Source organism: Massilia aquatica, assembly GCF_011682045.1.
Classification (GTDB): domain Bacteria; phylum Pseudomonadota; class Gammaproteobacteria; order Burkholderiales; family Burkholderiaceae_D; genus Telluria_A; species Telluria_A aquatica.
Genome location: NZ_VVIW01000018.1, coordinates 1 through 15,503, shown reverse-complemented (window position 1 = coordinate 15,503; position 15,503 = coordinate 1). Strand labels below are relative to the sequence as shown.

Annotated in this window: 19 protein-coding genes; 15 read left to right on the top strand and 4 right to left on the bottom strand. The window is 64.3% G+C overall.

The window, feature by feature from the left end:
- Window positions 1–361 precede the first annotated feature (361 nt).
- The 14 genes from rpmH (at window position 362) to F1609_RS24275 (ending at window position 11,460) form a co-directional block, all read left to right on the top strand.
- Window positions 362–496 carry a 50S ribosomal protein L34 gene (rpmH, locus tag F1609_RS24340; RefSeq protein WP_010401996.1) on the top strand — a complete coding sequence of 45 codons (135 nt, stop codon included), beginning with the start codon at window positions 362–364 and terminating at the stop codon, window positions 494–496.
- A gap of 32 nt (window positions 497–528) precedes the next feature.
- Window positions 529–963 carry a ribonuclease P protein component gene (gene rnpA / locus F1609_RS24335; RefSeq protein WP_167079249.1) on the top strand — a complete coding sequence of 145 codons (435 nt, stop codon included), beginning with the start codon at window positions 529–531 and terminating at the stop codon, window positions 961–963.
- Window positions 960–1,220, top strand: coding sequence for a membrane protein insertion efficiency factor YidD (gene yidD / locus F1609_RS24330; RefSeq protein WP_167079248.1), 261 nt, complete (start codon window positions 960–962; stop codon window positions 1,218–1,220). Before rnpA ends, yidD begins: the two co-directional genes overlap by 4 nt.
- A gap of 11 nt (window positions 1,221–1,231) precedes the next feature.
- Window positions 1,232–2,905 (top strand): membrane protein insertase YidC, encoded by a 1,674-nt coding sequence (yidC, locus tag F1609_RS24325; protein ID WP_167079247.1) that lies wholly within the window; start codon window positions 1,232–1,234, stop codon window positions 2,903–2,905.
- A 110-nt stretch (window positions 2,906–3,015) separates the two neighbouring features.
- The gene (mnmE, locus tag F1609_RS24320) at window positions 3,016–4,395 is read left to right on the top strand and encodes a tRNA uridine-5-carboxymethylaminomethyl(34) synthesis GTPase MnmE (RefSeq protein WP_167079246.1); all 1,380 of its coding nucleotides are present in this window, start codon (window positions 3,016–3,018) and stop codon (window positions 4,393–4,395) included.
- 150 nt (window positions 4,396–4,545) lie between these two features.
- Window positions 4,546–5,481 (top strand): hypothetical protein, encoded by a 936-nt coding sequence (locus F1609_RS24315; RefSeq protein WP_167079245.1) that lies wholly within the window; start codon window positions 4,546–4,548, stop codon window positions 5,479–5,481.
- A gap of 66 nt (window positions 5,482–5,547) precedes the next feature.
- Window positions 5,548–6,105 carry a riboflavin biosynthesis intermediates N-glycosidase gene (ybiA, locus tag F1609_RS24310; protein ID WP_167079244.1) on the top strand — a complete coding sequence of 186 codons (558 nt, stop codon included), beginning with the start codon at window positions 5,548–5,550 and terminating at the stop codon, window positions 6,103–6,105.
- Window positions 6,106–6,197: 92 nt separating this feature from the next.
- Window positions 6,198–6,980: an EAL domain-containing protein gene (locus F1609_RS24305; protein WP_167079243.1), complete on the top strand. Its 783-nt coding sequence runs from the start codon at window positions 6,198–6,200 to the stop codon at window positions 6,978–6,980.
- Window positions 6,981–7,150: 170 nt separating this feature from the next.
- Window positions 7,151–7,636 carry a VOC family protein gene (locus F1609_RS24300; RefSeq protein WP_167079242.1) on the top strand — a complete coding sequence of 162 codons (486 nt, stop codon included), beginning with the start codon at window positions 7,151–7,153 and terminating at the stop codon, window positions 7,634–7,636.
- Window positions 7,637–7,650: 14 nt separating this feature from the next.
- Window positions 7,651–8,064, top strand: a complete 414-nt coding sequence (locus F1609_RS24295; protein ID WP_167079241.1) for a YciI family protein — start codon at window positions 7,651–7,653, stop codon at window positions 8,062–8,064.
- Window positions 8,065–8,147: 83 nt separating this feature from the next.
- Window positions 8,148–8,978: a YciI family protein gene (locus F1609_RS24290; RefSeq protein WP_167079240.1), complete on the top strand. Its 831-nt coding sequence runs from the start codon at window positions 8,148–8,150 to the stop codon at window positions 8,976–8,978.
- A 16-nt stretch (window positions 8,979–8,994) separates the two neighbouring features.
- Window positions 8,995–10,317 carry an RNA polymerase sigma factor gene (locus F1609_RS24285; protein ID WP_167079239.1) on the top strand — a complete coding sequence of 441 codons (1,323 nt, stop codon included), beginning with the start codon at window positions 8,995–8,997 and terminating at the stop codon, window positions 10,315–10,317.
- Window positions 10,318–10,408: 91 nt separating this feature from the next.
- On the top strand, window positions 10,409–10,960 hold the full coding sequence (locus F1609_RS24280; RefSeq protein WP_167079238.1) for a DUF1439 domain-containing protein: 552 nt from the start codon (window positions 10,409–10,411) through the stop codon (window positions 10,958–10,960).
- Between the two features lie 284 nt (window positions 10,961–11,244).
- Window positions 11,245–11,460, top strand: coding sequence for a hypothetical protein (locus tag F1609_RS24275; protein WP_167079232.1), 216 nt, complete (start codon window positions 11,245–11,247; stop codon window positions 11,458–11,460).
- A 14-nt stretch (window positions 11,461–11,474) separates the two neighbouring features.
- Here the strand turns inward: F1609_RS24275 and F1609_RS24270 are convergent, their stop codons facing one another.
- Together F1609_RS24270 and F1609_RS24265 are read right to left on the bottom strand one after the other, a co-directional pair.
- A complete protein-coding gene (locus F1609_RS24270; protein WP_167079237.1) occupies window positions 11,475–12,107 on the bottom strand; it encodes an Hpt domain-containing protein in 633 nt (210 codons plus the stop codon).
- A 74-nt stretch (window positions 12,108–12,181) separates the two neighbouring features.
- Window positions 12,182–13,135: a CAP domain-containing protein gene (locus F1609_RS24265; RefSeq protein ID WP_167079236.1), complete on the bottom strand. Its 954-nt coding sequence runs from the start codon at window positions 13,133–13,135 to the stop codon at window positions 12,182–12,184.
- A gap of 149 nt (window positions 13,136–13,284) precedes the next feature.
- Between F1609_RS24265 and pssA the strand changes: the two genes are divergently transcribed.
- A complete protein-coding gene (gene pssA / locus F1609_RS24260) occupies window positions 13,285–14,064 on the top strand; it encodes a CDP-diacylglycerol--serine O-phosphatidyltransferase (RefSeq protein ID WP_229422036.1) in 780 nt (259 codons plus the stop codon).
- On the opposite strand, the gene F1609_RS24255 is transcribed toward pssA, so the two are convergent.
- Both F1609_RS24255 and F1609_RS24250 read right to left on the bottom strand, forming a co-directional pair.
- Window positions 14,065–14,364 (bottom strand): metal-sensitive transcriptional regulator, encoded by a 300-nt coding sequence (locus F1609_RS24255; protein ID WP_167079234.1) that lies wholly within the window; start codon window positions 14,362–14,364, stop codon window positions 14,065–14,067.
- A gap of 20 nt (window positions 14,365–14,384) precedes the next feature.
- Complete coding sequence (locus F1609_RS24250) at window positions 14,385–15,311, bottom strand: aldo/keto reductase (protein WP_167079233.1); 927 nt, start codon at window positions 15,309–15,311, stop codon at window positions 14,385–14,387.
- Between the last annotated feature and the right edge of the window lie 192 nt (window positions 15,312–15,503).

The following is a 15,503-nucleotide window of genomic DNA, read 5'->3' as shown; positions in this document are numbered from 1 at the left end:
GCAGAGGGGGAATAGCTGGAAATCAAGTTGCCTGTAAAGCAAGCAGCGCACCCTGCCGGTCCGGCGCCTGGTGTATTTTCCAGTCCACAATTGCAATGCGAAAACCCGCCGACCAGCCGGCCAAAGCACCGCCATCCTTGACAGGAGAGGGCGAAATGCGTTCTAATCCAAGGTTCCCCGCCCGTACTCCGTGCAAATGAGTCATGTAATCGTGACTGATAGCTGTGGCTTAGCGGGTAAATATGAGTATTTTTGCTGTGGCGTGACGCTGGCTTAACATCTGCGAAATGTCATTGGCGCCGAAAACTGACGGGACGTCAGACCCGATTTTGCATTTTATTTTGCTTTAAGCGAGACCACCATGAAACGTACTTACCAACCTTCCGTCGTTCGTCGCAAGCGTACGCACGGCTTCCGCGCACGTATGGCAACCCGTGGCGGTCGCGATGTGCTCAATGCACGCCGCGCCAAGGGTCGCAAACGCCTGGCTGTATAAGTCTGGCACTTACTGCCCGATCGCGGTTGGCTATGACTAGCGAAGGTTCACACGACTTCGCGCGCGTTCGGCGTATCGTTAAAACGGATGAATTTTCATCCGTTTTTCGTTTGCGCCCCGCCCAAAAAACGGCCCATTTCGTGCTCTACACCCGCTCGAACGACTTGCCGCATGCGCGGCTCGGCGTGGTCGTGGCCAAGCGCTTTGCGCCCCGTGCCGTGACCCGCAATACGATCAAGCGCGTGACGCGCGAGCTGTTCCGCATGGCGCCGCTGCCTGCCGTCGACTGTATCGTGCGCCTCGCGCGCCCGGTCAATACCAAGCAAGGCCCGGCCACCAACGCCGCGCTCAAGGCGATCCTGCGCGCGGAAATTGCGCGTCTGTTCTCGTCGCAGCGTGCGCCGCGCGAGGCCATGCCCGCCGGGACGCCCCCTGCTGGGACGCCCGAGCCAAAGGCGTCACCATGAATACCCTGCTCGTCTGGTTATTGCGTGCTTACCAGCTGATGTTATCCCCGATGCTGGGACAGCGCTGCCGCTTTTACCCGACGTGCTCCAATTATGCGATCGAAGCGATCCGCACCCACGGCGCCGCCCGCGGCAGCCTGCTGGCCGCGCGCCGCCTGTGCCGCTGCCATCCGTGGGATGATGGCGGATTCGATCCGGTGCCGCCTGCGCACCAGAAGAATTCTTCTACAGCCGCTTGCGGTTGCAACCACTCCTGACCAATACCTCAATGGAAATCAATAAACGTACTATCCTGTGGATCGTGTTTTCCGTATCGCTGGTGGTTCTCTGGAACGACTGGATGGTATCGAACGGCAAACAGTCGATCTACCCATGGGCGCCGCCGGTGAAGACGGCCACGGTCGCCAACACCGCCCCAGCGACCGGCCTGCCAGCCGCCGCCGGCAGCGCCGCCGCGCCGGGCACGCCTGGCGCAGCCGGTGCCGCCGCGCCTGCCCCGTTCAAGAACGAAATCATCACCATCACCACCGATGTCATGAAGGTCGACATCGATACCATGGGTGGCGTGATCAGGCGTCTTGAATTGCTCAAGTTCAAGGATGCGCACGACAAGACCCGCAACCAGGTGTTGTTCGACGTCACGCCGAAGGGCGCCTATGTGGCTCAGACCGGGCTGATGCGTAACGTGCCGGGCGAGCCGGTGCCGACCCAGTTGACCGGCTTTGTCGCCAAGTCGGGCCCGCGCGCGCTCGACAGCGCCAACGAGGTGCAACTCGTGCTCGAAGCCGAGCAGGGTGGCATGAAGCTGACCAAGACCTACGTCTTCAAGCGCGGCGACTACCTGATCGACATGCGCCACGACATCGCCAACGTCGGCGCCACCCCGGTCGCGCCGTCGCTGTACGTCGAACTGCTGCACCACGGTAACAAGCCGGAGGGCGAGTCCTACTTCAACTCCAGCTACACCGGTCCGACCATGTACACCCCGAACGAGCACTATAAAAAGCTGCAGTTCGAGACCATCGAGAAAAAAGGCACGGCCGACCACGTCAAACAGGCGGACGACGGCTGGGTCGCGATTTCGCAGCACTATTTTGTGTCGGCTTTCCTGCCGCCAGCAAAGATGCCGCGCGAGATCTACACCAAGAAAGCGGCCCCGAACCTGTACGCGATCGGGACCCTGATGCCGTTGGGCACCATTGCACCGGGCGCCAGCGTATCGAACCAAGTCCGCCTGTATTCGGGTCCGCAGGACGAGAACAAGCTGGAAAAGATCGCTCCCGGTCTTGAACTGGTCAAGGATTACGGTTTCCTGACGATTATCGCCAAGCCGATTTTCTGGGTCATGGACCAGATCCACAAGGTCCTGGGCAACTGGGGCTGGACCATCATCGCCTTTACCATCCTGATCAAGCTGCTGTTCTTCCCGCTCTCGGCTGCCGGCTACAAGAGCATGGCGCGCATCAAGGTGGTCACGCCGAAGATGCAGGCGATCCGCGAAAAGTACAAAGGCGACCCGGCCAAGATGAACCAGGCCACCATGGAACTGTACAAGACCGAAAAGATCAACCCGATCGGCGGCTGCCTGCCGATCCTGGTCCAGATGCCGGTCTTCATCGCCCTGTACTGGGTGCTGCAGGCGTCCGCCGAAATGCGCGGCGCCCCATGGATCGGCTGGATCACCGACCTGACCGCACCGGACCCGTACTTCATCCTGCCGGTGCTGTACGCGATCTCGATGTTCATCACGACCAAGCTGAACCCGGCGCCAGCCGATCCGATGCAGGCCAAGATGATGCTGTTCATGCCGCTGGCGTTCTCGGTCATGTTCATCTTCTTCCCGGCCGGCCTGGTGCTGTACTGGGTAGTGAACAACATCTTGTCGATCGCGCAGCAATGGGTGATCACCAAGAAATTCGAAGACGCGGCAGCCAAGAAATAAGCCTTCGCCGCCCTCTGAAAAAGCCCGTGTTCCGCACGGGCTTTTTTTATATCCGCGCGCGGCAACAGATGCCGCCGGCGTGTTGCGGCAATTAAATTACAATCACACCTATGAAACTCGATACTTCCCCCATTGCCGCGATCGCCACCGCCCCGGGCCGCGGCGGCATCGGCGTCGTGCGCGCCTCCGGCAAGTCGCTCGCGCCCTTGCTGGCCGCACTGTTCCCCGATGTGGCCCTGAGCCCGCGCCGCGCCACCTATATTCCCTTCCGCCAGGCCGATGGCGCCGTGATCGACCAGGGCATCGCCCTGTATTTCAAGGGACCGAACTCGTACACCGGCGAAGACGTGCTCGAGTTGCAGGGCCACGGCGGACCGATCGTGCTGCAGATGCTGCTCGCGCGCGTGCTCGAAGCAGGCGCGGAAGCGGGCCTGCGCCTGGCCGAGCCGGGCGAATTCACGCGCCGCGCCTATCTGAACGACAAGCTCGACCTGGCCCAGGCCGAAGCGGTCGCCGACCTGATCGACGCCTCCACCGAAGCAGCCGCCAAATCGGCCACGCAATCGCTGTCGGGCGCGTTTTCCAAGACCATCAATACCCTGGTGGAACAGACCACTGGCCTGCGCATGCTGGTCGAAGCGACCCTCGATTTTCCGGAAGAAGAAATCGACTTCCTCGAAAAATCCGACGCGCGCGGCCAGCTGGCCGTGATCGTGGCCTCGCTCGAACGCGTATTCCGGCAGGCGGCCCAGGGCGCGCTGCTGCGCGAAGGATTGAACGTGGTGCTGGTCGGCCAGCCCAACGTGGGTAAGTCTTCACTCCTGAATGCCCTGGCCGGGGCCGACGTGGCCATCGTCACCCCGATCGCCGGCACCACGCGCGACAAGGTCAGCGAAACCATCCAGATCGAAGGCATTCCGCTCAACATCATCGACACCGCCGGCATCCGCACCATCGACGACGCCGTCGACGTGGTCGAACGCATCGGCATCGAACGCACCTGGGGCGAAGTGGCCAAAGCCGACGTTATCCTGCACCTGCTCGACGCCGACCAGGGGCCGACCCGGGCCGACGACGGCATCGTCGCCGCCTTCCCGGCCGGGGTGCCGGTGCTGCGCGTGTGGAACAAGATTGATTTGTCGGGCCACAAGCCCTCGGTCGACCCGACCGAGGAAGCGACCAATATCTATCTGTCGGCGCATGAGCACGTGGGCATGGACTTGCTGCGCGCCGAATTGCTGCGCATCGCCGGTTGGCAGCAAACGGGCGAATCGCTGTTTCTGGCGCGCGAACGGCATTTGATCGCCCTGCGTTCGGCCCAGAAACACCTGGCGCTGGCGGGCGAGCATGCCGCGCAAAACGACCAGTCGCTCGACCTGTTCGCCGAGGAGTTGCGGCTGGCGCAGGCGCAACTGTCGAGCATCACGGGGCAGTTTTCCTCGGATGACTTGCTGGGGGTGATTTTCAGCCGCTTTTGCATCGGTAAATAAACGCCTCCATTCCGAACTTTCTTTCGCGTGCGTGATCTGATCCTGTACGACGGCTGACGGAAGCGGAGATATGCAAGCATGAGGCGGGCACGACGGTTCGGTGACTGGGGTGCGTCCCTCGCTGTCGCCTTGTGTACCTTGAGTGCCAGCGTGGGCGCACAAGGCCCAGATGCGCGCGATGTCGTCTGGACCGGGGTCGATGTCGTTACCAACGATGTTGGCATCACCGAACAGGTGCGTGCACTCACCGGCATCGCGCCCGGCGAAGCGATACCGATGAACAGTCCCAGACTGCCGATGGCGTGCGCCAGGGTGCGGGCCGTGTTTCCTCGACCGAAGGTGGTGTGTAGCGCCATCATGATGGAAGGAGCCCGGGCGCTTTATGTCGTTCAACTCGATTCTGGTCAACCGTCTCGCGACGCCCGGACGGCGTCGGCGCGACCACCATGCGCCGCACCGGCCACGAACGCGCGCTTCAAGCGCCTTGTCGCATTGATTGCCAGCGACGCGCGCGCCATTGGCGAGCGTCCCGCCACGGCGCACAGCGGAGAGTTCGTCAACGGCCAGGGTTTTCTCGATGCCCGACCGGACACCGTGCATCGGCAGCGCGTGGCTTATTTCCGGCGCGCATCGGGTTTGCAACAAGAGATCGAACAAGCCGCACAAAGCTGTCACCCCGCAACCCGAGCCGACGGCATCCACCTGATGAACTATATTGGACAACCTGGCAAAGCAGTTCGCCTCGCGCTGGCGGCGGTGAACGATCGCGATGCACGGGTGCGCAACGTGGCGATGCGCCTGTTGTCGAGCTTTCACAGATGGATCCCGCCTGCCCGGACCGCGCAGCTGATGTCGGACGCCTGCGCGGCTTTGCGCGTCGAAACTTTCTTCGACCGCAACAAGGCACTGATGTTGCTGCATGACCTGCTGCGCAGCGATGCCGCATTGGCCAGCCAGGTAACGCCGCCGTGCCGCGCCGATATCGCCGGCATTGCCCTGCACAGCGACTCGGCCCAGATTGGCATGCCCGCAAAAGCCCTCACCGCGCTCCTGGCGCCATCGGCCGCCCTGGCCCTGCCGCAGTGATGCCGGGGCGCTGATGGGCCGCCTGTTAAACTGGCGGCCGTCTCCCTACGAACAGAAAGTCCTACCATGGCCTTGCCCAACACCCTGGACGAACTGCGCAGCCGTTTCAACGCCGGCGAATCGTTCTCGTTCTTACATTTCTGGGGCCACACCCCGCCCAGGGATGGCGTGATCACGCGCAGTTGCTTCAGCCAGTGGTACCAGGCGCCGTTCGAACTCGACGGCGACCGCTATCCTACGGCCGAGCATTTCATGATGGCCGAAAAGGCGCGCCTGTTCAAGGACGAGGCCAACCGCGCCGAGGTGCTGGCCGCGCCCACCCCGGGCGCCGCCAAGGCGCTCGGCCGCAAGGTCGCCAACTTTGTCGAGGCCGACTGGCTGGCGCACCGTTTCGAGATCGTCTGCCGCGCCAATGTGGCCAAATTCGGACAAAACCCAGCCCTGCGCGATTTTCTCACCGGCACCGGCAAGCACGTGCTGGTGGAAGCCAGCCCGCTCGACCGCATCTGGGGCACCGGCCTGGCGGCGGACGATCCCCGTTCGAACGACCCCAACCTGTGGGAAGGGCCGAACCTGCTCGGCTTTGCGCTGATGGCAGCGCGCAGCCAATTGCAGCTCGCATAACAAGCGGCCAGCACCAGGTCGCATAGTGCGCGCATGAGGCCGCTGATTTGTTATAGTGGCTTATTCGCCGCATTTCCAGAACTGGCCGCCTGATGATCCCTATTTGCCCCGCCGACGATGCCCACGTCAAGCCGGTTCCGGCCTGCGTCCAATGCCGCAACAACGACGAACTCGGTTTCGATTTCGAATACGCCTACCAGCCGATCGTGAATCTGCGCGAGCGCGCCATTTACGCGCACGAGGCGCTGGTGCGCGGGCCCAATGGCGAATCGGCGTATTCGGTGCTGTCGAAAGTGAACGACAGCAACCGCTACATGTTCGACCAGGCTTGCCGCGTGCGCGCCATTCGCGGCGCGGCCGAATTGGGCATTACCGAACTGCTGTCGATTAACTTCCTGCCGAATGCCGTGTACCGGCCCGAAGCCTGCATCCGCAGCACCTTTAACGCCGCGCGCGAATATGGCTTTCCGATCGAGCGGATTATCTTCGAGGTCACCGAAAGCGAACAGGTGATGGACCGGCCGCACCTGGTTAATATTTTCGAAGAATACCGCCGCTTCGGTTTTCGCACCGCGATCGACGATTTTGGCGCCGGGTACGCGGGTTTGAATTTGCTGTCCGAATTCCAGCCCGATATCATCAAGATCGACATGCAACTGGTGCGCGATATCGACGCCAGTCCGGCCAAGCAAGCCATCGTGGCCGGCATCGTCGGCATCTGCGCCAGCCTGGAGATCGCGGTATTGGCCGAAGGCATCGAAACCCCGGGCGAGCGCGACTTTTTGCGCGATGCCGGCGTCGACCTGATGCAAGGCTACCTGTTCTGCAAGCCCGCTTTCCGCGCGATCGGCGTCATCGATCCCACCGCCTGGTAAACAAACCGAAAAATAGTTAACAACGCTGTCGATTTGCCGCCAGCTGCAACGTCGTCGTCGTAGCAAGCCCCTTGTCAAGGAGAAGCGCTATGCCCGATACGCCATTCATCACCCGCACGGAACTTACGCAGCCCTTGACTGACTAACCCTTACGCGAAGGAGACATCATCATGAGCACACCTGCTGTCGAACGTATTCCCTCGGACATGCACAGCGTCACGCCGCACCTCGTCTGCGCCGACGCCGTGTCCGCCATCGATTTCTACGTCAAGGCCTTCGGCGCCACCGATTGCGGCAAGCTGCTGGCGCCCAATGGCAAGCTGATCCACGGCATGATCCGCATCGGCGACTCCGCCATCATGCTGGGCGAAGAAACCCCGCAATGGGGCGCCATCGGCCCCCTGACCCTCAAGGGCACGCCGGTCACCCTGCACCTGTACGTGCAGGATGCCGACGCCGCCTTCCAGCGCGCCGTCGACGCCGGCGCCACCGCCGTGATGCCGCCGGCCGACATGTTCTGGGGCGACCGCTACGGCATGGTCAAGGACCCGTACGGCCACAGCTGGTCGATTGCCCATCATGTGCGCGACATGAGCATGGAAGAAATGCAGGCAGCCGCAACTGCGGCCGATAGCTGCGGCAATCCCGGCGCCTGACAGGAGGCCACGCCATGAAATTCATGATTATCGTCAAGGCCACGCCCGAGTCGGAAGCTGGAAAAATGCCCAGCGAGCAGTTGCTGACCGACATGGGCAAATTCAACGAAGAGCTGGTCAAAGCCGGCGTCATGCTCGCCGGCGAAGGCCTGCACCCGAGTTCGCGCGGCGCGCGCGTGCAATTCTCGGGCAACAAGCGCACCGTGGTGGACGGGCCGTTTGCCGAAACCAAGGAGTTGATTGCCGGCTTCTGGCTGATTCAGGTAAAGTCGAAGGAAGAGGCGATCGAATGGGTCAAGCGTTGTCCGAATCCAATGGATTGCGACACCGACATCGAAATCCGCCAAGTACTGGAAGATGATGACTTCGGCGCCGAATTCACGCCGGAGTTGCGCGAGCAAGAAAGGCGCTTGCGCGAGCAGATGTAAATCCACGCCGTTCCCGTCCCGTCCGGTGCGGGAACGGCGTTGCACAGGCACCATCCGGCCACTGCGCCAACCTGGAGAACACCATGCGCTACATGCTCTTGCGACGATCCGACCCGGCCGATGAAGCCGGCCAGCCCTTGTCGGGGGCCGCGCGCGAGGCGCTCGCCGCATACACCCGCCAGATGGCCGACGCCGGCATCCTGCGCGGATGCGAACACTTCCTTCCCAGCACCGGCGGGGCGCGCCTGTCCCTGGCGAACGGGCGCGCCACGGTGGCCGACGGTCCCTTTCCCGACACACAAGAATTGATCGCCGGTTTTGCCGTCATCGACGTCGCATCGAAAAACGAGGCGCTCGACTGGGCGGCGCGCTGGCCGCCCGGCGACGCTGGCGCGGCCGAGGTCGAGGTGCGGCTGAGCGGCTGCCCTGGTGGCTGCGCCGAGGTGGGCGCCGCCGCCGAGGCGGCTGATGCCCAGGGACCGCGTTTCGCCATCCTGCTGCGTTCGAACCGCGCGCTGGAAGACGAAGCGGCGGTGGCCCGCGAACGCCTCGACGCGCTCGACGCCCATAACGCGGCCGAGGCGCGCGCCGGGGTGCTGCTCGGCGCCGACGGGCTGCGTTCGAGCGCGTTCGGCGCGAGGGTCAAGCTGGCGTCCGGCAAGCTCACAGTGGTCGACGGCCCGTTCACCGAAATCAAGGAGATGATTGCCGGTTACTGGCTGATTCGCGCGCCGGCCTTGCAAGACGCCATTGCCTGGGCCACGCGCAACCCCTATCCCGACGGTCCGCCGGTCGAGGTGGAAATCCGCCAGCTGGCCGAGCGCGCCGGCGCCGGCGCCTTCGCGCCCGCCGCGCGCACCGATGGCCGGCCCATGCGCGCCCAGCCGGCCAGCGGCGTGCAGGCGACGCCTTAGCCGGCCGCGCCAGGCAATGGCGGGACCGGAAACCAGCGCCGCAAAGCAGGCCGCCGCGCGCGTCATCGAAGGCGTCTGGCGCATCGAGTCGGCGCGCATTATCGGGGCGCTGGCGCGCATGCTGCGCAATGTCGGCCTGGCCGAGGAACTGGCGCAGGATGCCCTGGTCAGCGCGCTCGAGCGCTGGCCCGAGGCCGGCATTCCCGACAATCCCGCCGCCTGGCTGATGACGGTCGCCAAAAACCGCGCACTCGACCACTTGCGCCACGCCACATTGCAGCGCAACAAGGAACCCGAGCTGACCTACGAGATCGAAACCCTGCTGCAAGATGCCGCGCCCGATCTTGACGCCGCCCTGGACGACGACATCGGCGACGACCTGCTGCGGCTGATGTTCATTGCCTGCCATCCGGTGCTGTCGACCGAGGCGCGGGTGGCGCTCACCCTGCGCCTGCTGGGCGGCCTTACCACCGATGAAATCGCCCATGCGTTCCTGGTGTCCGAAGCGACGGTGGCGCAGCGCATCGTGCGCGCCAAGCGCGCGCTGGCCGAAGCGAAGGTACCGTTCGAGGTGCCGCGCGCCAGCCAGCTGGTAGCGCGCCTGGCGTCGGTGCTGCAAGTGATCTACCTGATCTACAACGAGGGTTATTCGGCCAGCGCCGGCAGCGACTGGATGCGGCCCAGGCTGTGCGACGAAGCCTTGCGGCTGGGACGCATCCTGGCCGGCCTGTTGCCCGATGAGCCGGAAGTGCACGGCCTGGTGGCGCTGATGGAAATCCAGTCCTCGCGCGCGCGTGCCCGGATCGGGGCGCGGGGCGAGCCGGTGTTGCTGCTCGACCAGGACCGCGGCCGCTGGGACCAGTTGCTGATCCGGCGCGGGCTGGCGGCGCTTGAGCGGGCCGGGCAGTTGGGCGAGTACGGTCCGTACGCGGTGCAGGCGGCAATTGCCGCTTGTCACGCGCGTGCGCTGACGCCGGAGCAGACCGACTGGCAGCGCATCGCTGCGCTCTACGATGCGCTGGCACAACTGATGCCGTCGCCGGTGGTCGAGCTCAACCGCGCGGTGGTGCTGGGGATGGCGTACGGGCCGGCGCTGGGGCTGGAACTGGTCGATGCGCTGATCGCCAGCGACGCGCTGCGCAACTATCACCTGCTGCCCAGCGTGCGCGGGGATTTGCTGGCGCGCCTGGGGCGCATGGAGGAGGCGCGCGCCGAGTTCGAGCAGGCTGCGGCGCTGACCAACAACCTGCGCGAGCGGGCCTTGCTGCTGGCAAGGGCGCACGGGTGCGGCGCGGAAGCAGGGCAGGGGGATGCGGCTGGTGCTGCTGGCGCCGGGTAGGATGATGCTCGAACAGCCTTCACGCTCGGTTTCATGGCTAACGCCTTCCACCCCGGCGTCCGCCGCGCCCGAATTATGCTAGCCTTCCCCCATGAAAAACCTCCTTCGCACCAGTGCCGTGCTGGCGCTGGCCGGCTTGCTGGCTTCCTGCGCCAGCGTGATCGGCCCGCGCCAGATCGAATTGCCGCTGACTAAGCTGCAAGCGAGCATGGACAAGCGCTTCCCGATCAGCAACCGGGTGCTGGAAGTGATCGACATCCAGCTCAACCGGCCGCAACTGTCGCTGGCAGGCGGCAACGGCCGCGTCGGCGTTTCCCTGGACGCGGCAGTGTCGTCACCTTTCACGCGCCAGTCTTGGCGCGGCAGCCTGGCCATGTCCGGCCGCCCCTATGTCGATGCGGCGCGCAACGCCGTGCTGATGGCCGAGCCGCGCGTGGACCGCTTCGCCATCGACGGCGTCGACGATGCGCGCCAGCGCCAGCTCGCCAGCGCCGCCAATGTGCTGATGAACAAGGTCGTCGCCGATGTCGCTGTCTACAACTTCCGGCCCGAGGATTTGCGTTATGCCGGCGTCCAGTTCGTTCCGACCCGCCTGCAAACCACGGCCACTTCCCTGATCGTCACGGTCGAGCCGGTCAAGTAAATCCGGCGCCGCACCGTCCTCCTGCCATCCCTACCCGCCGGCACGGCCGGTTTGCCCTGCGCTGCCTCGTTTTTACGCATTGTCGGGTATCTGCGTGGTTGTTGCGTCGCAACGAAAGCGTGTTTTCCCTTGATTGCGGCAGCCGCATATTGCGTGCAAACTTGGGATGGATCGCGACCAATGTCACCGAATGCCCGAGGACTTGCGAATTCTCATGTCCGAAGTATTCCGCTAAAGTAATCTTGCTTTGAGAATTCGCTGTGCTGTCATTTTGGGGGGGACTTGTGGGAACGATAGAGGATGATTTTCCGAAAAAAGACACGCAGGACATGGGGCCCGAGCACCAGTCCGATGCGCAGTCGGCCCCGGTGCGGCCGCGCCAGGCCCTGCCGCCGAAGGGTTCGTGCTGGTACTGCGAAAAGCCGCTCGACAGCGTCAAGCGCTTCTGCGGCAAGCCCTGCGCCGACGCCTTCGACGAGGAAGCCGAATACACGCGCTGAAGCGCCCTGACGGCTTAGCCCGCCGCTTGCCTGAGGGCGCGCAGGGCGCCGTCGAAATCGAAGTCATTCACCGCTTTTGTGACCTGCGCCAGCCTGGCCTCGCCCAGGATCACGCGCAGGCTCGTTCCCGACTCTTCCAGCAGGTCGACCGCCGCGCCGTCGGCCTCGACCAGTAGTTGCACCAGCCGCGCCAGCAGGGCCGGGTCCGGCATCAGGGAGCGCTGCGGCATGTCCAGTGCAACGCTGTTGGGCGCGCCGCCCGCCAGCACCTGGTCGAGCAGGCGCAGGACCTGGTTGAAGGGATCTCCCAGCGCGGCCAGCGCCGCCTCCTGCGCCGCCGGATCGGTGCGGATCGCCAGTTCCAGGGTGCTGGCATGCTGATGCAGGCGGTGCGCGCCGATCAGGCCGGCGGCGCCTTTGAGGGTATGGGCCAGGCGGTGCGCCAGGATGGTGTCGCCAGCGGCCAGCGCCGCGCCGATCGGCAGCGTCCCGTGCGCATAGTCGCTGCGAAAGCGCTGGAGCATGCGCGCATACAGCGCGCGGTTGCCCATGATGCGGTCGATGCCGTCGGCCATGTCGATCACCTGGCGCGTGGCGGCATCGGAACGCAGTTCGAGGGGGACGGGCGGCTTCTCGTTTGGTGGCATGGACGGGCTTGCGTTCCTTATCTGAAAAACCACACGATAGCAGACTCGCGCCGGCAAACTGCAGCGATCACGCCCTATTTGCTGGTAAAAGTCCAGGTTTTCGTGATGGGCACGTTGTCGATGGCGCCGGAAAAATTGACCTCGTACACGGTCCGCGCGGCCAGCACGGTGAGCGGAATGATCGCCGCTGCGGACTGCGGCGTGTGGCTGTCCACGCCGAGCTTGAGCAGCTTGACGTTGAGCAGCGCCCCGCCGCGCGGGCGCACCGTGAAACTTTGCACCGTCAGGGTGGCGTCGAGGTCGGCGTGCACGCTGATCGGATAGCCCACTTCGTTCAGGTTCTCGACCGGATCCGGTTCTTCATAGTTGCTGAAGAAATTCGGGGTGACGCCGGTCTGGCCATCGCCCGGCCAGGTGGCGATATTGCCGCGTCCCATGCCCGGGCCGAAGCCATTGTTGGCGGTAAAGTTGCTGGTGAAGTAGATGTAGCCGCTCGCATTGGCCGCCGCGCCGGTGCCGATTTCCTTGAACTTGGGCTCGAACATCACGAAGCGGTGATAGATCGCCGTGATCAATTCTTCCGCCATGTAAAAGCCGGACGCGTTCGAGGTGGCCGAGATCACCTCGCCATAGGCGCGCTCGGTGGGCGCGAACAGATAGCCGGCTTCGGTCAGGCGCTCGCTCAGTTGCGCGCCGGTGAAGCCGGGGGCGCCGCTGGCCTGGTCGTGCGTGACCTTGTTGTTGATCTTCTGGTAGTCGGAATGGCCCTGGGCGGCGCGGTCGATACTGGTGTTGCGCGCCAGCGCCGGCATGCCGATCTGGGTGCGGCGGAAATTGATCCAGTTCAGGCCATCGATGGCGGTATTGTTGGTCGCCAGCGGCGCGCCCGGCACCTGGGCCAGCGCGGCCGAGGCGCTGCTCTGGGGCGGCGTGGCGTTGCTGCTGCTGTCGCCGCCGCCGCCGCAGGCGGACAGCAACAGCGCGCATGACAGCGCCGCAGCCATGTTCGAGCGTTGAAATCCGTTCATCCCGAGTTCTCCGTGCAGAAAAATCCGCTAAAAATCGATTTTAGGGGAATTTGAAAATCGGTGAGATTTGTTTGCCCGGGATTGATCTGGCGCAGACAGGATGACGCTGTAAAATACCAACACTATTCCTGATGCGATTGCGAACCCACTTGAAACCCACACGCCAGCAGCGCCTCGCGCGCGCCAAGTTTGCCCTGCCGAGCTTTGTCACGCTGCTATCGATCGCGTGCGGCTTCGGCAGCATAGTCATGTCGGTCGACAACGCCCACGTCGGCCTGGCCGCCGACTACCGCATGTCGGCCATTTTGCTGGTGCTCGCTGGCGTGTTCGACGCGCTCGACGGCTTTGTCGCGCGTGCCACCAATACCTCGTCCGAATTCGGCATGCAGCTCGACTCGATCGCCGACGTCATGAACTTCGGCTGCGCCCCGGCCATGCTGTTGTATTGCTATGGTTTCGTGCAACTGGGGGTCGACCATCCGACCCTGCTGCGCGCCGGCGGCCTGGCCTGCTTCGTGTTCGTCGCCTGCGGCGCGCTGCGCCTGGCGCGCTTTAACGTGAATGTGGGACGGACCGATCCGCGCTACTTCGTCGGCATGCCGATCACCGCCGGCGCGGCCTGCGTGGCCGCCGTCGTGGTGGCCTGGCCGGCGCCGCTGACCACCGTCGCGCAGGGCTACCTGGTGATGGCCCTGATGGTGGGCGTGGGCACCTTGATGGTCTCGACGGTGCGCTTTCCGAGTTCCAAGCAGCCGAAAAGCGTGGGCCTGTTCGTCGTCATCGGCGTCGGTCTGGGTTTACTGGCCTGGCTGCAAACGCGCTTCTTCGTGCTGTTTTTCGTGTTGTACATCAGTTTTACCCTGCTGCTCAATATCGCATGGCAACTGGGCTGGCGCGGCGTGCCGGCGCCGGCGGTGTATGAAGACTGATTAGGCGAATTTATCGAGCATGGCGGCCAGCTTGCTGGCCGCCGCCTGCGCCTCGGCCAGCGTGGCCGCGTTGGCGCTCTGGGTTTGCATGGTATTGGTGAGCAACTGGACGAACGAGCGGTCGAGCGCCTTGCGCGCCGCCGCCATTTGCTGGGCCACGGCATCGCAATCGGCCGCCGTGGCCGCCTGCGCGACCAGCTTCTGCACCCCGCGCAACTGGCCTTCGATGCGCGCCAGGCGGTGCAGCAAGTCCTTCTTTTGCAAGGCGCTCAGGGCGCTGCTGTCGACGATGTCCGGCATACGCTGCCCGTGGCGCCGGCTCAGGCTACTTCGTGCCCGCGCGCGGCGCGCAGGATGGTGAACCAGTGGTCGCGGCTGAGCGTGAAGCCGGTGCCGGCCACGGCCACCGCGACCGCTTCGATGCGGCCGGTGCCGGTCAGCGGCAGCGGGCGGCATGGCAACTGCATGATCCACGCGAACACCACGCTGGCGAACGGTTGATTCAGTTCGTCGGCGATGCCCTTGATCATCAGGCGCAGGCGGTCGGCATTGTCGTCGCTGCTGGCGAACAGGCGCCCGCCGGCCAGCGGCGACCAGATCATCGGCGCCACGCCCAGGTCTTGCAGGCCGTCGAAGGTCTGGTCGAACATCGGCGTGGTGTGCAGGGGCGAAAACTCGACCTGGTTGGTGGCCAGCTCGATGCGGCGGTTGAGCGACTCGAACTGGTGGCGCGAAAAATTCGACACGCCGAAGTGCAAGACCTTGCCGGCCTGGCGCAGGCTGGTGAAGGCGGCGGCGATCTCGTCGAACGCCATCAAGGGGTCGGGACGGTGGATCAGCAGCAGGTCGAGGCGGTCGGTGTGCAGCTGGCGCAGCGATTCCTCGACCGAGGCCACGATATGGGCGGCGCTGGTGTCGTAATGCTGGATGGTGTGTTGGGGGCGTTGCGGCGAGAGCAGCTTGATCCCGCACTTGCTGATCAGTTCGATGCGGTCGCGCAGGGAAGGTTGCAGGCGCAGGGCCTCGCCGAACAGGCCCTCGACGCCGTAGTTGCCGTAGATATCGGCATGGTCGAAGCTGGTGACGCCGAGCGCGATGCACTGCTCGATGAAGGCCACGCGCTGCTCGGCCGTCATGCCCCACTCCCCCATGCGCCACATGCCGGCCACGATGCGCGACAGCGCCGGGCCATGGAGACGGGTGTTGACGCGCGGGCAAAACAGGTCGGCGGGCAGGGCTGCGGTCATGGTTTTCTTTCTTTATATGGAGTATTAAGTAGCCAGGCTAGAACGCTGACCTCAATGCCGTCGCCCCCGCGCAGGCGCTATGCTATGCCCACATTTTTGCAAGTTTCCAGCCGTGCACCATGCTGTCGAAGCGCTGTAGCCCATGCAGCATGGTGATCGGTCCCGGTTTTGCTTCGCTGGCATAGCCGGTCC